Origin of the sequence: Draconibacterium sediminis, from assembly GCF_000949475.1 — a bacterium.
In the GTDB taxonomy this organism is placed as follows: domain Bacteria; phylum Bacteroidota; class Bacteroidia; order Bacteroidales; family Prolixibacteraceae; genus Draconibacterium; species Draconibacterium sediminis.
In genome coordinates this window covers 1,856,116-1,879,428 of sequence record NZ_JRHC01000001.1, presented here as the reverse complement: position 1 = coordinate 1,879,428, position 23,313 = coordinate 1,856,116, and the positions used below count along the sequence as shown (strand labels likewise).

The following is a 23,313-nucleotide window of genomic DNA, read 5'->3' as shown; positions in this document are numbered from 1 at the left end:
CATATTCAATTTTTAATATCCCTCATTTTGAATTAGGTCGTATTTCAACGTTTCGGCGTAAGGAATAGGTCCATACTTATGGTGCGAATCGTAATTACGTCCCTCAACGTTTACTACCGACATTGTAACCTGATCGGGAGCAATGCTGATTCCTTTCGCTGATTCGCTCATAACATTTGTTAATCCCCAGCGACGAATGTCCCAGAAACGGTGCCCCTCGAAACAAAGTTCGATTCGACGTTCGTTACGGATAACTTCGCGTAAACCGGCTTGATCTAAGCTAGCCAAATATGTATTTGGTATTCCAGCTCGATTCCAAATGGCTTCAACGATTTGAACAGCAGCGTAACCGCCAATTACGTCATTTGGGCCAACAGATTCGTTTGCAGCCTCAGCAAAGTTTAACAAAGCCTCGGTATAACGCGCGTAGGTGTAGAAATGCTGACCTCCAACCGGACTCGAAAGTGCAGGGTCGATATCAACGCCTTCTTGTAAAAATTTACGCAGATAATAACCTGTTTTTGTTGAATACTTATCTACCCCTGGAGCATCAATGCCACTACCGCTGTAGGTATAAATTGTACCTCCATGATACGAAGCGCCATTGTAAAGGATATATTTTGCTAAACGCGGGTCGCGGTTTTCGTAGGGTGCCCCTGGTTGTGCAGGTGTACCATCTGCCATTGGGAATGCATCTACCAAATTCTGGCTTGGTCCTGTTTTTCCTTCACCAAATAACGATGGAGGGAAATTATTCTTTTCCCAATTTGTTTGGTTAGTCTGACGTGCTGATGCCCAAATAATTTCAGAACTGGCAGGATTGTTGTAAAATTCAAGATCCGATACTTTTAATCCGTCCAGGCCCCCTTTTGCATTTATTACATCAGCAGCTGCCAGTGCAGCTTGCTCCATTGTAAAACCGCTTGCAGAATACGATGGACTTGCTGCGTAAAGAGTAACTTTCGATTTTAGTAAACGAACAGCCAAACCATTAATACGGTTAGTGTTTCGTGCACCGTTTACCTGATCTACCAAGGCATCACCGGTATCCTCCCATTTATTAGGAAGCGCTTTTAATGCTTCGTCGCAATCGCTCAAAATAAAATCTACGCAGTCGGCAAATGATGAGCGAGGAATTTCGTAGTTGTCTTCCTGGTCTAAAACTTCTTTAACAATAGGGAAACCTAACAATTCGCCATTTTTACCAACGCCTGCGTGAGCTTGTAACAAATTGAAGTTATACCACGCACGCAAAGCGTGTGCTTCGGCACGCAGTTTTTTGGCAAACAATTCGTTTTGCATAGTGCTTTCCCAGCTCCATTCCACACCATCCATATTTTCGAGAAAAGTATTCAAATACAGGATACGTTCGAAAGAACCATTCCATGTTGCGAGCGGATTATTTTGTGCATTCCAACCACCTGTCACCATTGATACAATGTTTGAAGCAGGATCGTTGGTTACCGCATCATCAGAAGCAATCGCTTCGTTAAAGTTATAGTTGGTTGGCAGACCGTTGTATGCTTTCATTATAAATCCCTCGGCAAATTCAGGATTGCTAAGAACAATATCCAAGGTCAATCGGTTGTCGTCGTTCGGTTCTAAATAATCCTGGCAGCCCGTAAAAATAAAGCTAAGGATTACGATAACTGATAATATTAATTTTATAGTCTTCATAGTGTTAATCATTTAGAATTTAGTTACAAATCCGATTGAAAAACTTCTTGTTTGTGGTGCGCTGTTCCAATTCACTTCAGTAAGGTCCTTGTTTTTACTGATGGTAAGTAATTCTGCAGCGCGAACAAACACTTTTGCATCTTTTAAAACTCCATTTACATTGTTACTTTTTATATTGTAAGCAATTTGTAGTGTTGGAATTTTAAACCAATTGTTTTCGTACAACCAGTAAGTTGAATTACGGTAGTTGTTATTGTTTTTCGATGATGATAAACGTGGATATGACGCATTTGCATCTTTGTTATTCGGACCGTAAGCCTGGTTTGCAAACTCAGGGTATTTCATATCGCCGTAAAAACGGTAATAATTATTTGAACGATTATTGTAATTTCCCGTTTGACCAATTCCCAGTGCGTACAATTCAAACGTTTTAAATTTAAGCTTTACATACAAGCTATACTGAATACGTGATGAGTTGTTTCCAATCTCCATCTGGTCCTCGTTGTCGATAATTCCGTTACCGTCCTGATCAACATACTTAATATCGCCTGGCTGAACATTACCATAAGAAGAAACTGGCATGCCATCTTTTAGGGTGAAAACCTGATTTATGTAATCCATGGTTGTAAAATCGCTTTCACTGTATAATCCATTGGCTTCCAGCCCCCAGATTGCATCAGTTGCAGTACCGTCTTTACTTAGATATGAATGCAAATTGTCGTACATTGGCTCTTCAATTTGCGTAATTTTTGGAATAGAATAAACCAGGTTTGAACCAACGGTTAAATCCCAATCACTTCCGCCTGTATTATAGCTAATTCCTAAATCGAAACCGGTATTACTTTCAGCATTGTAATTACTGTAGAACGGAACCGCCCCCATTAAACTAGGAAAGGTGTATTCCATTTCAGTTACAATATCTCCCAGTTTTGAACTAAAGAAAGAGGCTTCTAACCACAGCTTTTTATCAAACATGGCAGCATCGGCTCCTAAAACAAACTCGGTACGTTTTTGCCAACCAATGTTACTAGCACGTGTTGCAATATTCATCTCTTCATTCGAATTATTGCGGTTGTTATAGAAGAAATTACCTCCACGCTGATAAGCTGTTTCGTATAAGAAATAATCTGAATAATCGCCATCTCCGCTCCACGCATCATTGGCAGTGTACCAAAGGTCGTTTTTAAGAATCCCAAAATTGGCACGCAATTTCAGAAAATCAAAGGTTTGGTTGTCACTCATAAAATCTTCTTCCGAAAGAATCCAGCCAATACCTAATGCAGGTGTAAAAGCCATGTTGTTATCGTCAGATAATTTTTGCGAACCAACCATAACAGCTGCAACATCGGCCAAATATTTTCCTTTGAATGCATAATTTGCTGATAAACCAAAGGTCAGATTCTTGAAGTCCTGAAGCTGTTCGCGGAACGAAATCTGGTCACGGTAAGCCACTCCAACAACCGAGAGATCGCTGTTTTCGGTTTTCTTTTCGTAGCTAATAGTGCCATAAGCACCAAACCTACGGTGGAAAGTTGCCGAAGAAGTTTCTGTTGAGAAATTACCTACCGATTTATCTTCACCTATCACCTGGGCACTAACAGTACCATCTGCGTTTTCAATTGGATTATATACTGCATACTTACTGTTCTGTGCTGTTGTCAACCGATTCATAAAATCGAAAGTAAAATAGGCACTTGCTTTTAATCCAGGAGTGATTTTGTTTAAATCCCAATCCAGTCCGGTATTAAATTGCATAAAACGGTCCATATCTTTACGTTCGCCACCTTTTAAAAAGTCGCCGTAAATGTTTTGTGTATACGTATTGTTACCGCCCAAAAGCATTCCGTTAATTAGTTTTGCCTTAGCCATAATTTCTTGGCGCTCGGCATCATCTGTGATAACGCTCGGGTTCCAAAGTGCAGGGTATGCATTTGGCACTGTTGAAGAAGCACGTTGCCAGAAATCGGTAACGTTTGGCATATTACGGAAATCGATTTTTGCAATACCATCCAAATTCATAGAAACGTTTTCGGTAATATCAAAATCAACCGCACCTCGCAGGTTTAACTTGTTTTCGTTGTCGTCGGCCAACTCGAACCAACCGCTATTGTGCTGCCAGCCCATGGTTACGAAATATTGCGTTTTTTCGTTTCCGCCGGAAGCAACTGCACTAATATTCGTAAAGTTTTTACTCCCTTTTAAATAGGTGTCGCTGTAAAAATCTTCATCAGGATAGAATGGATTCTTTCCGGCCATACTAATATCTTCGGCTGAATATTTTGCCGCACTTCCATCGTTAATCAAAGCCTGATTGTAGGCAGTCATATAATCGGCAGCTCCCAAAAATTCAGGAAGAGCTTTTTCCATGCTTACACCTGTTTCGGCCCTAAAGCTTAGCACGCGTTTATTGGCTTTTCCGCGTTTTGTTGTAACCATAATTACGCCCTGGTCGGCTTGTGCACCGTACAAAGCGCGCGAAACCGGGTCTTTCAAAACGGTAATTGATTCCACTTCATTCAGGTTATAATTTTCAGCTTCGCGCGGAATACCGTCAACTACTACAATTGCGTCGCCGCGTCCCCAAATGTTCCAGGCACCTTTTAAACCCGGCACTTTTCCATCTAAGGCGGCTTGTAAGCTCAAGCGTTGGTCAAATTCCATTTCATCGGAAATAATAACCTGATTGATTGAGCCTGTTGTTTTTCGCTTTTCAACCTTTGCAAAAGGTACGTTTACGGTATTAATTTTTCCTGAAAGAATCTCAGGTTTGGTAAGCATTATTTCTGTTGCATTGGCATCCACAAGCATTGGATCGAAACCGGCAACTTCAACCAGAATTTTCGTTCCTTTTATCTGAATGGTGTATTTTCCATCAGCATCAGTCAGTACCTGCACCGAGCCTTCGTCGCCCGAAATAAGGGCACCGGCAATGGCAGTACCGTTTTCGTCGGTAATTGTTCCTGTGTAGTTTTTTTGCGCAAAGGCAAGGGTAAAACCAAACAGAAGCAATGATATTATTAATGTTATTTTCTTCATTTTAACCTTCATTTAAATTTTTCTGTTTTGTTTACTACCACCCCGGATTTTGTGGCCATCCCTCGTACATCAAAGTCACGTTGGTTTTAAATGGCAACCAGTAATGACGTGTTTCAAACAAGTACTCTTGTACTACCTCGCGCGATGTATAGGTCACATCCTTATCAAAGTCTAAGCGGTATAAATTTTTGTTAAGCGTATGTGCAATCTTCCAGCGACGTATATCCCACCAGTAATGTCCTTCGAAACACAATTCTACGTCCCTTTCATTGCGAACCAACAAACGGAAAGGATGGTCGGAAGAAGTTTCTCCATGCCCTTCCAAAATGTTTTGGTAGGCCACAGGATTTGCAGTAGTTGGTGGCATTCCTGCACGTTCCCGCACTTTATTTACTGCATCAACAGCACTCATACCTACTCCTGAAACAGATGCATTGGGATCGCCTGTTCCTTCAAATATTGCTTCAGCATAGATTAAGTAAACTTCAGCCAATCGAATCATTGGAGTTGAAAAATCGAATTGTCTCCAATTCTTATTCTTTTGGTCTACTCCTTTTGGCCAATACTTATGAATAAATACAGGATTCAACACTACGGCTGAATTATCTTTTCCTCCAACCTGACAGTTTAATTTAAACTTTCCAAAATCATCACCATGCACCCAAAATGTTTTTCGGAAACGTGGGTCACGATTTTCCCAGCGTTTATCAGCATCGTCGTCGTAACCACCTTCGGATGCTTTACCTGGTTTATAGCGTGTACCATCAGCCATTTCCCACTTATCGAGGTAATTCTGGGTAGGTGTTTCAATAGGAGCATTACCTCCGAAGTTAACCCCACCGTTACCAGTTGAATAAAGTCGTGACAAAGAGTTGTCAAAACGTCCCTTTCCTTTTCCTCGGTTGCGAATACGACCTAACAATGTTTCTTTTGCACTGTATGGGTAGGTTCCGTCAACAGTAGCAAACATCTGGCGGTAAGGGTCGAGGTCTTCATCCGGAATCATTTCTTCCAGACCATAAATTCCTTTGTCGGCCAATTTTATCACTTCTCCGGCCGCCTGTGCTGCTCGGTTCATGTAATCAGTATCGAATGTTGCCGAACCACCCGACTCTTCATTAAACAAAGGGCTACCGGCAAACAACAAGGCCTTTGCTTTAAGAGCTAAAGCAGCTCCTTTAGTAATTCGTCCCAAATTTGGCTGGTTGGTTCCGGCCAGAGCTTCTGGTGCATCCCAAATTTCAGGTAACAAACCTATTGCAACATCCAGATCGTCAACTACTCGTTCGAAAACAGCCTGTGTGTTTTTATAAGTTTTACCGTTCTTCTGGTATTCCCAAAAACGTGGCATTTTTAGGTTATCTGCTGTTAATACTGTGTCAACATAGGGGATTGCACCATAGGCACGAACTACTTCCCAATGCAGAAAAGCGCGGAAGAAATGCAATTGTCCTTTAATAATGTTCTTTTCTTCCTGTGTGGCATTTGTGAGCATATCAAAGTTGGATAATCCAATGTTACAAATACGTGCACCATCCCAGCAAAAGTCCCAGATTCCGTTTTGATCGAGATTGTTACCACTATTGTAACCATTAAAAATGGAACGTTGCCCGCCATCGTTTGCCAGGCTCCAGTATAAACCGTAAGAACCATGATAACCAGAAATCCACGGTTTTGATCCCATTACTTCGCCACCAAGGTTTCCACTTACACATATAGCGTGAGAGTTATAATCTACAATAAACTCGTAACATTGGTCAACAAACCCCTGGAACGAGTTGTAATTACTAAAAATATCTTCTTCCAAGATATTTGCATCGGGCGGAACATCCAGGTAATCTTCACAGCTCCATGCTCCCAAGGCAACTATCATTACAAATATGATTTGTTTAAATATCTTCTTCATAATTATAAGCTTTAATCGTTAAAACTGAAGGTTTAAGCCTAATGTCATTTGCTTCTTGACCGGATAATTTTTTATGTCGAAGTTTGCACCTTCGCCATCGGTAGGCATATCGGTCCAGACAAACAAGTTGTTTCCGTTCACAAACACTCTCAGTTGGCTTAAACCAATAGGGTCTAACCAACGGGATGGCAATGAGTAAGAAAGTTCTGCAGTTTTTAAACGTAGGTACGAGGCATCCCAAAGGTTATAAGCACCAGTACCATTGTTCTGCTTTTTATAGGTCAAATGTGGATAAGTCGGATTAGCATTACCATACTCAGGAGTCCAGGTATCTTCCAACAAAACCTCATAAATGGTTGGTGAATCGAAAGAGTATCTGTCTAAACGTATGTTTTTAGTAACATTGTAAACACCATAAAATTGCACATTCAAACTAAATCCTTTATACGACAAGCCACCGGAAAAACCATAGGTATTCTGCGGATAAATAGGGTAACCATAAGGTACCCCATCATTAGGATCAATCTCTCCGTTTGAATTAAAATCTACAAAACGGAAATCGCCAGGCAACACATCGCTGTTGTTTGAATAATCCAGCACACCAGTGTACACATCGTCCCAGCTTTGCATAATTTCACTTTCAAGTGTAGAACGGTTCTGACCAATGGCATAACCTTCCTGTTTCTGATAATCAGGCTTTAATTCCGGGTCTTCTTTTTCCAAAATTTCATTTTTCGCAATGGTCCAGTTCCCTGAGACATAAAAACTAAATGAATTTCTATAGCTTTTTCGAATGCTGGCCTCAACCTCCATACCATTCGATTTTACAGCTCCAATATTTGCCGCAGGTGCTGTTTGACCAAAGGTTTCAGGAATATTACGCTGATTGGCTGCAACCAACATATTGTCGCGGTCTTCCCAAAACACATCTAACGAACCGGTAAATACATTTTTAAACGCACCCCATTCGAAACCAAGATTACGTTTGTGTGCAGTTTCCCATTGTAAGTCAGGATTCCCTGGCGTACCTTCGTTATATTTCAGTGGTCCCTGAACCAGGAATTCATCTCCAAATCTCTCCTGAGCTTGAGTGCTGCCACTCCACATCGAGCCATCGTCCCATATGGTTGCATAACCCCATTGAATTCCACTTAGGCGGTCGTTACCAACCACACCATCAGAATATCTTATCTTAAATAGATTTACAAATTCCAAATTTTCTTTAAAGAAACGTTCGTTTGAAACGGTCCACCCCACTGCAACCGAAGGGAAGAAGTCAAACTTATAACCAGGCCCGAATTTCTCGGAGCCGTTATAAGAACCATTCAGTTCCAACAAATATTTACGATTGAAATAGTAAGTGGCACGACCTACCCAGTCTTCACGTAACTGGGCCCAATTGCTGCCTATTTCGGTACGCTGACGGCTGAAAAGTGCTAAACCCGTTACTTCGTGCTTTCCATAAGTTCTGTTATAGTTTAAACCCACCTCATAATACAAGTTTCTTCTTGTTCTGTTTAAATAATTGGTATTTCCAATTTGCACATTCTCAGGGGTATATCCCAGCGGATTTTCTTTCCAGTTAAAACCCGAACTTGCATTGTATCCTTCAGGATAATAATAGGTAGTGAAATCTTCTACATCCAATCCATCCGGGTGTTTATAACTTTGTGAAGCTTCATCCCAATAACCCCCAGATGTATAAAACTCAGGATCAATTGTTTTTGTTAAAACACCATCATCACTTATGTTCTCACCAGCGGTCACAAAACTGTTATCATACGCAAATTTACCTGCTGCCGATAATCCTTTGGTAATAAAATCAAGTTTCTGGTTCAATTTAAAGTCTGTATTGATTTCAGTATTATTAAACTTATTGTATCCCTGAAACAAAAGTCCTGCCAATTCATTTTCACCTACGCGTTCGTAGGTACCTTCGCTGTTACCATATATTCCATCTTCGTATACCGTTACCGGCCAATCAGGTGCATGATTATATAAGCCGTACCATACGGTATGGTAGTTGGCTCCTGAGGTTTGCTGTGCTCCATAAAAACCACTTAAATTAACCGATAAGTCGGTAGTTTTTGTTATTGCGAAGTCGAGGTTAGAACGAAAGTTAAATCTGTCGTACGAATATTCAGGATTATATCCCTGGCCAACATCTTCGGTGGCCATAATATCACCTACGTGGTTGTAACTAAGCGATCCAAAGTATTTTACAAAGTTGGTTCCCCCTGCTACATTCATATTAAAACGATGCGATCGACCGTAGTCTTTCAACATGGTTTCGGTAAGATCTAAACTTGGGTAAGCATAAGGATAAGTATTATCGCGGTAGTAGCCTAAAATCTCATCGGGGACATAATCGTTCCAGCTATCAGGATTTACAGCTGCTTCGTTAATAATTGCCCGGTTACGTGAAAGTATTCCGGTGTAGGCATCTTCAACCTGCGCAATTTTACTAATGTTTTCCCAGGTTGTGTTGGCTTCGAATGTAAATTTGGGCTTACTTACCGAACCACGTTTTGTGGTAATAAGAATAACTCCGTTACCCCCTTTAACACCATAAACTGCAGTGGCCGAAGCATCTTTTAGAACCGAAATGTTTTCCACCTCGTTTACATCAATATCATCCATATTACGTTCAATGCCATCAACCAATACAAGTGGCGATGAATTGTTCCAGGTAGCTTTACCACGGATCAAAATTTCGGTTTCTTCGTAGTTGTTACCGGTTAAGTTACCACCGCCTCCGGGAAGACCGGTACCAGTCATAACCGAAACGCCAGGCATAGCACCTGCCAGTGCATCCGAAAGATTTGAAACATTACCTTGTTTTTTAAGGTCCTCTCCTTTGGTTTGAGTAATGGCTCCAACCACACTCTCCTTCTTTTGTGTACCATAACCAACAACCACAACTTCTTCGAGTTCCTCAGTATCGGCAGCCAAAGTAACATTAATTACTGTTTGTTCTCCAACAGTAATTACCTGTTCGGCAAATCCGATAAACGAAAAACGAAGCTCATTTGCTGGTTCTACATCGATGGTAAAATTCCCGTCGATGCTGGTAACCGTTCCTGTTGTAGTTCCAACCACTACCACAGTAACTCCGGGCAGAGGAAGCCCTTCACTGTCGACAACAGTTCCCTTAATTGTTTTTGTTTGCGCAAAAACAGCCTGGACGCTGATAAACAACAGAATGATTAAAAGTTTAAGTTTTTGCATCATTTTAAATTATTAGTTAATCAATTCCTTACTGAAAAGCCCCAATGGTTTTAGATAAGTAGGTTTTATATGCGACTTTCCATCGTTTGTTTTGATAAAAATTGAATTGACCTTGGCTTAGTCATTATAAAAGAGAATTAAGGACTTCCTTGTAAATGTTCTTTTAGGTTTTTCATTCGAATAGTTTTTTTCATAAACATTAGATTTTTGATAAGTTATTATTGAACTTTTGATAAGCGATATAATGCTGCCCCATGTGCAGGCAGTTTTGCTTTCACTTTTCCTTTTACTGTTCCCATATCTTTCCGCTTCCATAAATCACGCAAAGTGTAAGCATCACGCAGGTAATCCCATTCCAGATCAAATGCCAGTTCTTTTTCTTCCTCATTCAGGTTAAAAAGCGCAATGAACTTATCGCCGGTTTCTTTGTCGGTTGATATCCAGAAACGTTGTCCGTTTCGTTCGAAAATCTGGCGTGCATCATTTCCATTTTGGTTAACAGCCAGCACTTCAGGATTGGTAATCAGAGAAAGGGTGAAATCGTCAACATCTAACATATCGTTACCAAGCATTAACGGTGATTGCGCAATGCTCCATAGGGTCATCATGGTTAGCTGCTCGTCTTTTGTAAATTTGGTCATTCGTTCCGGGCCGTGCGGGCGGTCGTCGAGCGATATTTTTCCGATTGGAATCATATCGGCATCGGGCCAGGCACCTGGTCTAGCATGTGGAGCCCAAACATTCAGCAAATCGAAATTGTGTTCAAGACTTTCCCATTTATCCCAGTAATCAGCAGAAATGCGCCACATATTAGCATTTGCTTTAAGGTGGTCGGCTTGACCAAGTGGCGCTTCTCCGCATGATAAACTTAGAACAATCGGGCGGCCACAGTTTTCAATGGCCTTACGCATCATTGCAATTTCGCCTTCGTGGTATGGCGGATACATTGTGTCGTCAGCCTTAATAAAATCGACACCCCAATCAGCGTACAATTCGAACAGCGAGTTGTAATATTCCTGAGCACCCGGTTTGGTTGGATCAACTCCCCACATGTGGTTGCACCAAGCGCAAGTGTCCCAGGGTTCTGCAATCTGCTTTAATGTATAATCTGTCCCTTTAATTGGTAAATCCTGAAAAGCAGCGTAACGATGTACACCTCTCATGATATGAATCCCGAATTTCATGCCTTTACTGTGTACATAGTCGGCAATGGGTTTAAAACCCTGGCCGTTTGCTGAAGATGGAAAACGTTCAACCGAAGGAATCAAACGACCGTATTCATCGTGTGTTGTATACTCTGGATATAAAGGTTCGCCCGGACTTTTATAACGCAAATTTGGATGACCTTTTCTACGCGGAGTATCCCAGTTTCCGGGCTCGGGATGCCACCATATATAATCTATAACTGCATACTCCCAACCGTATTCCAGTAGATTGTCAGCCATAAAATCAACAACACCTCTAAATTCCTCCTCGTTAATTCGGCAGTCGTAAGCATCAAAGCTATTCCATCCCAATGGTGGTGTTTGTGCGACTTTTACCTCAACCTTCTTTTTTACTGAATCTGATTCTTGAGAAGTAGAAAAGGCAAATGCATAAAATGCCAATAATATTATACCAATTCCCAGGTATTTTAGCTTTTTCATAAATTTGTTATTTTTCGTTATAATGGTATTTCAACACGAATTCAGTAACAAATATATTTTCTAAGCCTAAAAAGCTTTTATCTGGTTGTACACTTGTTTTGCTCTTTTGTATACGCCCACTACTCCCTGTATATCAATACATTAACAGGCACGCCTTTCTATTAAACCCAGGTTTTGTACAATTTATTTTTATATAGTTACAAAAGAGTGTAAATGTTCTGTAGGATTTTTACACTCTGTAAGTGTGTGATAAAATTTATTTCAATCTCTGTGTAGAAAGTGATTCAGTTCAGTTAAATTGATTATCAGTTTTTGAGGCAGATTAAGACACTAAAAAAGGACCTTTCAAATAAATGAAAAGTCCTTTAACAAACTAACTACTAATTTAACTAACTAACTAACCAAATTAATCCATTATTATAGAGTACATTAATTTTCTACTTCATAATGATTGACCTTTGGAAGGTATTTTTTCATTTCATTCTTGACTGAGTTGAACTGTGGATCATTCGCCAGATTCTTCCATTCCAACGGGTCATTTTCATGGTTGTACAATTCCTCCACACCATCCTGATATCTTATATACCGCCACTTTTTATTGCGCACAGTGTGACGGTTAAATCCGAGTGTCGTAAGTGCTGGTTTATCCCAGTCAGCATTTACATTTTTTAATAAAGGGACAATACTATTGCCCTCGTTTTTAGCATTTTTAGGCAAGCCACACAATTCTGAAAGCGTTGGATATAAATCCATTAAACTTACCGGATTGTTGCAACGAGAACCAGCCTCAGTAACACCAGGAACTTTAAAAATTAGTGGCATGTTGCAGGCCTCTTCCCAAAGGGTAAATTTCTTGTAACGAAGCTTTTCGCCCAAATGCCAGCCGTGGTCGCCCCAGAGTACAACTATAGTATTGTTGGCGTATTTGCTATTTGCCAATGCATCCAAAACGACTCCAACACAAGCATCGGCATAATTAATACATGCCAGGTACGCCTGAACAGCCGCTTGCTGCTTTTTATATTTTTTTGCAGCGAAGTAATTTTTTGATGGACCAAGCGCTGAATTTGGAATATCGTCATAGTCGTTTTCATTTACCTCGGGTAAGATCATTTCTTCTTCAGGAAACTTATCGAAAAACTCTCGCGGAACATGCCATTTAAGGTGCGGACGAAAAATTCCACAAGCCAAAAAGAATGGTTTGTCGTAGTCCTTATCCAGCTGGTCGGCAGCCCATTTGGCGGTAATATAATCCTGCGTTTCTTCGAATGCTGCATCGGTTGGTCCCCAATCAAAATTTTCATCGGCTTCTCCTTTTGGTATCCCATTTACCAAGTAACCAGCTTGTTTTTTAACAGCTCCGTATCCACCTGTGGTTTGTACCCATTTATCCCACGAAATGGTATCCGCTTTTTCGCCATTTGCCGAATGAAAGATCTTACCACGCGCCGTTGTAAAATAACCATGTTTCGAAAACCATTGCGGAATAGTTAATGCATCTTTTAACACTTCAGAATCCCGCATTTGGGTGCCATTTCCATATACACCTGTTGTTGATGGTCGATATCCACTCATTAAAGCTGCACGCGACGGATTGCAAACCGAGGCGGCACAATAAGCATTTTCAAAAACAACCCCCTGTTTGGCCAATTTATCCATGTTTGGGGTTTGCGCTTGCGGATGTCCTCCTGCAAAACCTGTCCAATCGTTTAAATCGTCGATGGCTATAAACAGGACATTATAGGGTTTGTTTTCGTTTTGCTCGGCTACTATCTCTCGTGCACCGCATGACAAAATAGATAAACCTATAAGGAAAACTGCTATTATTGATCTGGTTATTTTCATTTTTCAACTTTGGCTCTTAAAAAGGAGTTTCTACTTCCTTTCCATCTGACTCAAATAGTGGTGTTACTGCAAACTCATCACGGGCAGAAAGGAATAACTCTTCAAATTCTTTTACTAACTCAGGATGCTGATCAGCTATGTTGTTTGTTTCTTCCGGATCCGATTCAAGATTATATAATTCGAAAATCACTTTTTCTTTTGGTCCGCGAACATTCAACTTCACTGCTTTCCAATTTCCCTTTAGAATGGCTTGTTTACCTCCCAATTCGAAAAATTCCCAGTATAAATAATCGTGCTCTACCGCTTGTTCTTCTCCGAGCAAAGTTGGAAGGAAAGAAATACCGTCTGTCTCGACAGGCTTTTCACCTCCAACCAGATCGGCAAACGTTGGTAAGAAATCCCAGAAAGCAAAAGTTTGTTCCGATTTTGAACCAGCTTTAACTGAACCAGGCCAACGAACGATAAATGGCGTTTTAACACCACCATCGTAAAAATCGCGCTTCATTCCGCGTAATTCACGGTTTGAGTTAAAAAATTCCATGACATGACGCCCCTCTTGGTGTGGCCCATTATCCGAACAAAAAATTACCATGGTATTTTCATCCAATCCAAGTTCTTTAACCTTGTCCAATAACATTCCAACTGAATTATCTATGTTCCGAATCATCGATGCAAAACCTTTCTCGGGTTGTGGCCAATCTTTTTCAGCAAACTCATAATAATCGGGAACTTCCATTCCGTCGCCTGCAAAAGGACCTCCTTCATTGTTGGCATGCGGAACATTATAAGCCATGTATAAGAAAAATTTGTTGTCCTTATTCTCTTCAATAAAGTCAATAGCTTTTTTATCAAACAGGTTGTGAACATACTCTTCGCGAACAGCAGCAACACCAGTTCCTTCAGGCATGTCGGCCCAAGGATTTTTTCCATCAACCAAAGTAGTTTTGTTTTTTAACGGAACTTTTTCTCCATTTTCGATTAAAAACTCAGGATAGAAGTTATGCGCATGCCACATGTTTATGTAACCATAAAAATAGTCGAAACCTTTTTTCTGAGGATCATCGGATGGAGGAGGGTGACCGATCCCCCATTTTCCAATTCCACCCGTAACATAACCAGCATTCTTGAATACTTTGGCAATGGTTAACTCATCGTCGCTAAGTAATTGAGCAGGTAAATTCCCACGAACATTAGTGTGTCCGGTATGTTTACCAGTCATTAGGGAAGCCCGCGATGGTGCACAAACTGTTGAGCCGGTATACATATTAGTAAAATGCATACCCTCGGTTGCCATTTTATCGATGATTGGGGTTGAAAGGGTTTTTTGCCCGTAAAAACTCAGGTCGCCGTACCCCATGTCGTCCACCAATACCAGAATAACATTTGGTGATTCAGGCACTTTCTTTTCTTGCTCTTTTTGCGTTGGAGTGCAGGCCATGCTAAAAAGCATTATACCGATAAGCAATCCATTAATTAATTTTTTCATTTTATTGATATTGTTTGTTTTCTACAGAATAAGATAGAACTTACTTGATTTTACTATTTCCGTATTTACGAAAGTTTTCACCCTTTACACTAAGTCCCATATTCCACTAAGTTCTATTTTTTACTTATTTTAAAAATTTGTGCACCATGCGAATTTACTTCGTGGCTAAAACTTTTACTGAAGTTGCCAACATCTTCTTTTTCCCAAAGATCGCGCACATGGCACTTTCCTTTTAATCCAAGTTCCTTGAAATCAACAGAAACAGTTTCCGTTTTTTCATTCAGATTAAAAAATGCCACATAAATATCTTCTGAATCAGGGATCTTTGAAGTCCAAACCACATGTCCATCTTTTCGATACAACTGCCTGGCATCATAAGAATTCTGATTGGCTTCCAATACTTCATCGGCTGTTAAAAGTTTTTCGACAAATGAAGAATTATCTGGCATATCGCCCCCCATCATAAGTGGCGATTTAGCAATACACCACAATGTCATATGTGTTATTTGCTCGTCTTTTGTAAACTGGCTTTCACGTTCCGGACCATGCGGCCCACGTCGAGAAATCCACCCCAATTGTAACATATCGGCATCAGGCCAATTCCCGGGTTCCCGGGCTGCTTCCCAATTATCGAGCAATTCAAACTGGTTTTTCAGCAAATTCCAGTCATCCCAAAAATCTTTTGAAATACGCCACAGATTTGAAATAGATTTTACATGCTCCATATTTTCCAGCTTCATATTTAGCGAAAGACTTAGCACCATTTCTCGTCCACAATTCAGAATTGCTTTGTGCATGGCTTCCGCCTCACTACCACGATATGGATAACCTTCTTTTAAATCTATATCATCTATTTTTATATAATCAACTCCCCATTCGGCGTACAACTCAGCTAAGGAGTTATAATACTCCTGAGCACCGGCTTTGCTCATATCAACTCCATACATTTGGTTTAACCATGGGCAAATTGATGTTGTATCAGCAATCATATCGGCAGTAATTCCATCTGTTCCTTTAATAGGTGATTTCGCCCATACAGCCTGACGTGGGATTCCCCGCATTACGTGAATTCCAAATTTTAATCCCAAACTATGTATATAATCCGAAAGCTGTTTGTAACTGCCATTTCCAGTTGTAGATGGAAATTTACGAGGGTCAGGCAAAAGTCTTCCCCACTCGTCCATTGCCAGCCAAGGTACCGGCGCATTATCTTTACTTAAACGAAATTGTGGCGGATTATTTTGGGTACTGTTTGGTGGATGCGGGTACGACCAGCAATAATCAATTACTACATATTCCCAACCTAAATTCTTTAATTTTTCAGCCATGTAATCGGCATTGGCTTTTACTTCTTTTTCCTGAACAGCTGCACCGTAACAATTATAACTATTCCATCCCATTGGAGGTGTTTCGGCCCAGTTCTTAAAATCGAACCTTTGCCCTTGGACAGAAAACGCTATAACGGATATAAAAAAGCAAAGTGAAAAAACCTTTTTCATCAAATGTGATTTATTGAATTAGAAAATGTAAATATCAAACACAAAAATATCTATCAAAGATAATTTTGGCTTGTTCATTTGAACATAGTTTTTGCCGGATCATACAGCTTAATGAAATGAAAAAATAATATCACACTCAATTTAAACTACTTAAACAAAACATTAATCTGTCATCTCTTTTAACATTTGCTCGTTTAAATGCAATCGATAAATTCAAGATTATTATAAAATTATTGAATTCGATAAAATTTGCTTATGCCACCAATCCATTCTTTTAAACTTTGTTTACATGCAGGATCAAGTCATAATCCCAGTGGGAATAACAGCTGTGATTATCGTGTTTACTGAGAGCTTAATAATTCCTCCTATTTGAACATTAAAATAGTGTGTGAATTCTCCAAAACAAAACTCCCAAATTTCTCAAGAATCTTAAATTCACATTATTGGAACTACATAAAATTTAGTATATTTAGACGATATTTGAATTATTAAACAACAAGTATTTATAGAGTTACCCTAAAGGGACCACTAAAAGAAACAGGAATAAAAATCACTGACAATTAGCGCATTACGAAATAAATCATGTCCTTGTTCTGGGCACCAAACAAAAAGCAATAAACTAAATTAGTTTGTTGCTTTTCTTTTTTTATATGACTAGTACAAAATATGCGTTACAGCTTATTGGACTAATATAATAGATTCACAGATCGTTTTAAAACTAGTTTATTCCTTTTCCCTGCAAAAGTTATTGAACAGGATCTATTCCGCTAATAGTCGGGAAAACAGGTTTAATGGTACCATCTTCATTGAATTCCATTTTATCGATACAAACTTCGCGGTGATATCCGGGACCATCTTTTAAATGCTTTGCATTGATTCGATGATACACAATATACCATTCGTCTTTACCGGGCACCTGAAGTACCGAGTGGTGTCCGGTTCCGTATATACTGTTGTCTGCATCCTGAATGAGTACAATTAGGTTTTCGGCCACTTTAATTGGCCCCATTGGCGATTTGGAAGTTCCGTAGGCAACATGATAGTTTGGTGAACCGGTATCATCAACCGACCACATAAAATAATAAGTCCCTTCGCGGTAAATCACATAAATTCCTTCGCGGAAAGCATAATCAGCAAGCGTTCCTCCTTTTGGCGTTAAAACTTTTATTGTTTCCTTTTTGATCGAAAGCATATCGTCATTCAGCTCTGCTGCTGCCAGATAACCATTACCCCAGTAGATGTATGCTTTACCTGAAACTGGATCGATAAAAGCACAAGGATCGATTTGTTGTCCCCTGCCTGCAGGAGATTCCTTGATCATCGGCTCTTTCCTGGCAACAAACGGTCCGGTTGGATCATCGGCAATCGCTACCCCAATTTGTTTGCCTCCTCCGGCCACATAGTTTCCGCTGAAATAGTAGTAGTATTTATAATCGTCACCCACTTTCTTTTCCACAATGGTTGGTGCCCACGAGCTGCCGTCAGCCCACGGCACATCGCCGGCTTTCATATCCAGAATTTTGCCCTCATCTTTCCAGTTCACTAAATCATCAGAAGAAAACACTTTGAAATAGTAGCCCGACCAACCCGGAAATCCGTCAGAAGTTGGGTAGATGTAGTATTTCCCGGTTTTGTTGGAATACAACACTTGCGGATCGGCATAAAACCCAACCAACGCAGGGTTATGGTGTTCTGATGCGGCTACGTTGTAAACCACCGGCTCCTGCCCAACAATGGTAAATGTATAGTCAACTGCACCTTTCGAAAAGTCCTGCGGGCCTTGCGGCGCAACTGTAATACCTCGCCAGGCGGTAAACTGCGGATCAAATGTGCTTAAATCTGTGCCTACTTTTACAGGAAGATAAATCGTCTTTTCCTCCCCGTTAATAAGTACATTGTTCCTTTTTAACTGATCGGCAGTGACATCAATAAACAAATCGTTGGTTTTAGCATAAGTTGCCATTAAACGATTATACTCTTCTGTAGTAATCGGCATTACCGTACCGTGCCGCGGGTGAAAATTCATCGAAATCTCCTCGTCGATCACTTCGAAATGTTGTAAATCAGGGCTTTTTGTAAACTGGTAGCGGCCGTTGGTATAAACATCGTACATTAGTATATATTCATCAGAATTATTCAGTTTGAAAACGCCTGAGCCTTCCACCCGTTCCGTTTCTTTATCCACACGATCAAAATTCGGATACGTGTACCCTTCTGTGAGTTTATCAGAAATAGCCAGTTTTATTCCCGGTGCACCACTTTCCGACTTGTGGAAAAAATAGAACTTACCGTCTTTTTCAATAATATCCCCGTCGATACAAGCATTGTTGGTTGGATTGTATAACAACTGTTTTGGTGCTGCCTCGAAACCACTAAAATCCTTATTGGCATAGGCATAATAAATAATATCAGGATGGGAACCACTGTATTTCATCGACCAGTAAACCATATATTTTCCTGTGGCTTTATCGTAAATGGTTTGCGGTGCCCAAACACGGTCTACATCACCATACTCTTCGGGGTACGTCTCAGGAATATTAATTACTGTTGTTTTCCAGTTAATCAGATCTGTCGATTTCATCAAGATCATCGCGAAATTATTCCAGCCTTGTTCGGGCACATATAAATCGGTGGCAACCATGTAAAAGGTTTTACCATCGGCGCCACGTAAAATGTGCGGATCGCGAACACCACCCGACGTACTTATTTTTTTGGAATCCAAAACCGGCTGGTTGTTGTTTAGTGCACGATAGTTATAACCATCGGTACTTACCGCATAGCGAATGGCCTCACCCCCCGGCCCATTACCCGTAAAATAGGTAAACAGATAGGCATCAGTTTGTGGTGTTTTGTTTTGACACGAAACGATTGGAAACAGTACGGCAAAAAACAGGAGACATTTTAGCATTGTCACTACTGACTTAGGTTTTGATTTATTCATTTGTATGTAGTTTATATACTGATTTCTATTGCTACAAATTTATTTAACTGATAGCTTGGTTACTGTAACAGAATCGTCAAATTGCAGAAACAAATTCGAAAAACCGCTCAAAAAAGGATCAATTATAGCGATTGTTTCCTTTTTTCAAAACTTAACCCGAAAGTATATTGTATTCATCCCTCTGTTTAATTACGGTTTGTCGTTGCGCAACGATCCTTAATTTTAGGACTAATTTTCAGGCCTCATTACCTATTGTGATTTAGAATTTTTCAGCAACAAAGAGGTTTGGTATCAAAAACTAAAAATCGTTGAATTAAGAACAGCTTTACCAAATAAAAAAGCAACAACCTAAAATAGATTGTTGCTTTTTGTGATGTATCTTTTTTTTGGAAGACCAATTAAACCTCTAACAGGTTTTCTTTTCCTTCGTTAACCAGCTTTAACACCAGCTCGCCAAATAAAGTATTTGCCCATGCAAACCACGAACGGGTGAAGTTTGCAGGATCGTCTTTATGGAAAGTTTCGTGCATAAAACCGGTATCGGCATCCGTATCGCGCAGTGTTTTAATACACCAGCTTATCTCTTTATCATCCGAGCTCGTCATAGCACGCATAATTATACTCATCGGCCAAACCATGTCGTATCCAACGTGAGGACCGCCAATTCCTTCGGCTGCTTTTCCTTTAAAGAAATATGGATTGTCTTCGCTCCAAACCAGCTTGCGTGTGTTCTGGTAAATTTTATCGTCTTTATCAACGAGTCCGAGGTAAGGCAAAGCCAGTAAACTTGGCACGTTTGCATCGTCCATAAACGTATGGTTACCAAAACCATCTACCTCAAAAGCATAAACTTTTCCGTATTTTTTATGGTCTACAATGGCATATTCCTTAATTGCCGCATCCACTTCTTTTGATAAAGCCAAACATTCTTTTGCAAATGCCTTATCGCCTGTAATTTCATTGCTAATTTCTGCCAATTGGTTCAATGATACAACTGCAAAAATATTTGAAGGAATTAAGAAACCATAAGTCGTGGCATCATCAGATGGACGGAATGTAGAGTTAATTAATCCAACAGGTTTTAACGGGCGACCATAACCATGATTAGCAACTGTATCTAACTGCTGAGGTGTTTCGCGCTGAAATTTATAAGGTCCCAGACCATCTTTGCGCTGTTGTTCCTTAAATGTTTTAACAATCAGCGCTGCTGCTTTTTGCCAGTCGGCATCAAAAACGCTTTTATCACCGGTAGTTTTCCAGTAATTGTAGGCCAAACGAACGGCATAGCACAACGAATCAATTTCCCATTTGCGTTCGTGCAAACCGGGTTTCATATCCGTCATATCGCTCATCCAGTGTACTTCTTCTTCCTTTGTTTTGTTGAAAGCGTTGGCATAACTATCGAGCAAAACACATTGCGTTTGACGGTGAACTACTCCTGCAAGCAATGTTTTCAATTCGTCATCCTGATTGGCAAGTGGCATATAAGGCCAAACCTGAGCAGTAGAATCACGCAACCACATAGCATGAATATCACCTGTAATTACAAAGGTATCAGGTTTCCCATTCAATGTTCCGTGCTCAACCGTTGTGTCCAAAGTGTTTGGAAAACAGTTTTCGAACATCCAGGCTAGTTTCGGATCTTTAATTTTTGCTTTTGCTGCTGCAATCGTTTCTTCTACAGCTTTCGACACAAAATTACGTTCGCCGGCTGCCGGACGATTGCTTACATAGTTTTTTCTACCTGTTGCTGCCCAAACCGACGAACTTCCGGCAATTCCGATTCCGGCAACTGTTAACGCTCCTGCTTTTAAAAAATCTCTTCTTGAATTCATTCTTATTGGTTTTATAACTTTTTCGATGTTTATTTTATTCGGCTAAAATAATTAATTCATTGCCGGTTTTCAGTTGATCGTACGACACAAAGTACCCGTCAAGCTGGTTTCCGTCAATGATAATATCATTAATCTTTCTCCCCTCATTCTTTTTTGTAATGGTTACTTGTGATTCCTCACCCAAATCCAGTTTAACGGAATCAAAAATCGGAACCGAAACAATGTAATCGTCATCGGCCGGTGAGTATGGATAAATTCCCATGGCTGCAAAAACATACCATGCCGACATTTCACCGGCATCGTCCATTCCGCAAAGCGCATTCCCCCACTCGCCCATTCCGTAAAAACGGTTCATAATACTATCGAGGTACATCTGCGATTTTTCCTGCTTTCCGATAAAGGTGTACAAATAAGGGAAGCTGTGATCGGGCTGGTTACCGTGGCAATACTGGCCGATAAAAGACGAAACGTTGCGGGCAATGTGCGAACTGTTCCATGGAATTGAAAACAACGAATCCAGCTTTTCCTCAAATTCCGCCTCACTTTTGTACAAGTCAATCAAACCTTTGGTATCGTGTGGTGCAAAAAACGACGACTGCCAGGCGTTGGCCTCGCGGTACATGTATTCGTAATACGGGTATTCTGCGTTAAAGTCCGATACCCAATCACCATTTTCAAGGCGTCCGCGCATTAACCCGGTTGACGGATCGAACAGGTTTTTGTAATTTGAAGTGCGCTTCATCAGCATCTCATAGTCATCCGTTTTATTCAGTTCTTTTGCAAGAAGTGCCACGGCATAATCATCGTAAGCAAACTCCAGGGTTTTGGTAACGCCGGCTTTGGCTTTCGATTCCACATGCGGATTTTTAACTTCGGGCGTTGAGATGTATCCTTTTTCGATGTACTCGGTAATATGCGGACGTGTACCTCCTTCTTTTGTTGCATTATTTAGCAACAGCTGGTAAGCGCTTTCAATATCATAGTCCTGAATTCCGCGCAGGTACGAACCGGAGATAAAGGGTGCTGCATGATCGCCGTGAAAAAAGGTAGGCATAAAACCTGTTTTTTCGCCTTTATCAATCAGCGACTGAATAACATCGGCAGTTACATCGGGCGAAAGCATTCCGAGCAAAACCAACTTATTACGGTAAGTATCCCACAATGAAGGATTGGTGTAGTAACGAAATCCTTTGTTTACAATTTTTCCGGTTGCATCAGTAAAATCACCGTTTACATCGCTGCGCAAAGCCGGCCACAAAAACGAACGGTACAACGAGGAATAAAACAATTCCTTTTCTTTTTCTGTACCGCCTTCAACCTTAATTTTTTCAAGTAAATTTTCCCAGGTTTGCGAAGCTTCAGTCTTCACTTCTTCAAAACTCTTACCGGATAACTCCGCTTCCAGATTCTGCTTCGCATTTTCTGTGCTTACAAACGAAAGCGCCAGTTTAAGCTCGAGCGGTTCGTCTGATTCATTAAAAGAAACAAGGGCGACCTCACGTCGTGCATCGCCGCTTGTTTTCAGGTTTACTATTGTCCGGTTGGTTTCGGCATAGAAATATATTTTTTCGCCTGTTTGCTGAAATCCTTTAAAAGCATTTGTACCGACCTGTTCAATATGCCAGTCGCGCACCCGTTCGTTCGATTTCGACAGGTTCAAGATCATGTTTTGCGGTTTACCTTTTGGATATTCATACTTATGATAACCGCAGTGCAAGGTGCTTGTAAGCTCCACGTTAATTCCGTAACGATCGAGTTCTACCTGGTAATAACCCGGTTCGGCAGCTTCGTTTTCGTGGCTGAATTTTGATCCAAAATCATTTGTGGTATAACCGTCAGTAACCGGAAGAACCGGTATGTGACACAAATTCCAGTGGCCTTTGTTGGTGTGAGTAAAAGCTAAAATAACATCGTCTTCGTACTCGTAACCGGCTCCGCTGTGCCATTCGGTAATTGGGCTCAATTGCACCATGGCATTTGGCAACGAAGTACCGGGATAAGTTAATCCGGCCCACACACGCCAGTCTTTTGGCGGATTGTAACCACAGTCGATGCTGTCTTGCAAAGGGGCAGTACCCAGAAACGTATTCACATATTGGGTAAGCTTTTCAGGGTTTTTTGGACTGGAATGGTTACTTGCCGTATGGCAGCCAACCATTGCAAAAATAAATGTAATTAGTAGAATTGTTCGTATCATTTTAGTTGGTTCAAATA

At 40.6% G+C, this 23,313-nt stretch carries 11 protein-coding genes; all 11 read right to left on the bottom strand.

All coding sequences use genetic code 11. The features are described from left to right. Nucleotides 1–12: 12 nt before the first annotated feature. The gene (locus LH29_RS07480; protein ID WP_045028939.1) at nt 13–1,677 is read right to left on the bottom strand and encodes a RagB/SusD family nutrient uptake outer membrane protein; all 1,665 of its coding nucleotides are present in this window, start codon (nt 1,675–1,677) and stop codon (nt 13–15) included. A gap of 12 nt (nt 1,678–1,689) precedes the next feature. Then, the gene (locus LH29_RS07475) at nt 1,690–4,713 is read right to left on the bottom strand and encodes a SusC/RagA family TonB-linked outer membrane protein (protein WP_198152366.1); all 3,024 of its coding nucleotides are present in this window, start codon (nt 4,711–4,713) and stop codon (nt 1,690–1,692) included. Nucleotides 4,714–4,747: 34 nt separating this feature from the next. Continuing rightward, a complete protein-coding gene (locus LH29_RS07470) occupies nt 4,748–6,619 on the bottom strand; it encodes a RagB/SusD family nutrient uptake outer membrane protein (RefSeq protein ID WP_045027328.1) in 1,872 nt (623 codons plus the stop codon). Between the two features lie 18 nt (nt 6,620–6,637). Beyond that, complete coding sequence (locus LH29_RS07465) at nt 6,638–9,850, bottom strand: SusC/RagA family TonB-linked outer membrane protein (RefSeq protein ID WP_045027326.1); 3,213 nt, start codon at nt 9,848–9,850, stop codon at nt 6,638–6,640. A gap of 215 nt (nt 9,851–10,065) precedes the next feature. Then, nucleotides 10,066–11,493 carry a glycoside hydrolase family 27 protein gene (locus tag LH29_RS07460; RefSeq protein ID WP_052670662.1) on the bottom strand — a complete coding sequence of 476 codons (1,428 nt, stop codon included), beginning with the start codon at nt 11,491–11,493 and terminating at the stop codon, nt 10,066–10,068. A gap of 429 nt (nt 11,494–11,922) precedes the next feature. Then, nucleotides 11,923–13,338 (bottom strand): sulfatase, encoded by a 1,416-nt coding sequence (locus LH29_RS07455; RefSeq protein ID WP_045027322.1) that lies wholly within the window; start codon nt 13,336–13,338, stop codon nt 11,923–11,925. 16 nt (nt 13,339–13,354) lie between these two features. Further along, entirely contained in the window at nt 13,355–14,824 is a 1,470-nt protein-coding gene (locus LH29_RS07450; RefSeq protein WP_198152365.1) for an arylsulfatase, read from the bottom strand. A gap of 113 nt (nt 14,825–14,937) precedes the next feature. After that, nucleotides 14,938–16,224 (bottom strand): glycoside hydrolase family 27 protein, encoded by a 1,287-nt coding sequence (locus LH29_RS07445; RefSeq protein ID WP_045027319.1) that lies wholly within the window; start codon nt 16,222–16,224, stop codon nt 14,938–14,940. Nucleotides 16,225–17,068: 844 nt separating this feature from the next. Further along, the gene (locus LH29_RS07440; protein WP_198152364.1) at nt 17,069–19,264 is read right to left on the bottom strand and encodes a family 43 glycosylhydrolase; all 2,196 of its coding nucleotides are present in this window, start codon (nt 19,262–19,264) and stop codon (nt 17,069–17,071) included. 398 nt (nt 19,265–19,662) lie between these two features. Next, the gene (locus tag LH29_RS07430) at nt 19,663–21,099 is read right to left on the bottom strand and encodes a glycoside hydrolase family 125 protein (protein ID WP_045027312.1); all 1,437 of its coding nucleotides are present in this window, start codon (nt 21,097–21,099) and stop codon (nt 19,663–19,665) included. Nucleotides 21,100–21,133: 34 nt separating this feature from the next. Beyond that, nucleotides 21,134–23,296, bottom strand: a complete 2,163-nt coding sequence (locus LH29_RS07425; RefSeq protein ID WP_045027309.1) for a GH92 family glycosyl hydrolase — start codon at nt 23,294–23,296, stop codon at nt 21,134–21,136. Nucleotides 23,297–23,313: the final 17 nt, after the last annotated feature.

Excerpts from the sequence above, each read along its gene's own strand:
- LH29_RS07475 (WP_198152366.1), bottom strand. The coding sequence starts at position 4,713 with ATGAAGAAAATAACATTAATAATATCATTGCTTCTGTTTGGTTTTACC.
- LH29_RS07460 (WP_052670662.1), bottom strand. The coding sequence starts at position 11,493 with ATGAAAAAGCTAAAATACCTGGGAATTGGTATAATATTATTGGCATTT.
- LH29_RS07445 (WP_045027319.1), bottom strand. The coding sequence starts at position 16,224 with ATGGGATGGAATAGTTATAATTGTTACGGTGCAGCTGTTCAGGAAAAA.
- LH29_RS07430 (WP_045027312.1), bottom strand. The coding sequence starts at position 21,099 with ATGAATTCAAGAAGAGATTTTTTAAAAGCAGGAGCGTTAACAGTTGCC.
- LH29_RS07440 (WP_198152364.1), bottom strand. The coding sequence starts at position 19,264 with ATGAATAAATCAAAACCTAAGTCAGTAGTGACAATGCTAAAATGTCTC.
- LH29_RS07465 (WP_045027326.1), bottom strand. The coding sequence starts at position 9,850 with ATGATGCAAAAACTTAAACTTTTAATCATTCTGTTGTTTATCAGCGTC.
- LH29_RS07455 (WP_045027322.1), bottom strand. The coding sequence starts at position 13,338 with ATGAAAATAACCAGATCAATAATAGCAGTTTTCCTTATAGGTTTATCT.
- LH29_RS07480 (WP_045028939.1), bottom strand. The coding sequence starts at position 1,677 with ATGAAGACTATAAAATTAATATTATCAGTTATCGTAATCCTTAGCTTT.
- LH29_RS07470 (WP_045027328.1), bottom strand. The coding sequence starts at position 6,619 with ATGAAGAAGATATTTAAACAAATCATATTTGTAATGATAGTTGCCTTG.
- LH29_RS07425 (WP_045027309.1), bottom strand. The coding sequence starts at position 23,296 with ATGATACGAACAATTCTACTAATTACATTTATTTTTGCAATGGTTGGC.
- LH29_RS07450 (WP_198152365.1), bottom strand. The coding sequence starts at position 14,824 with ATGAAAAAATTAATTAATGGATTGCTTATCGGTATAATGCTTTTTAGC.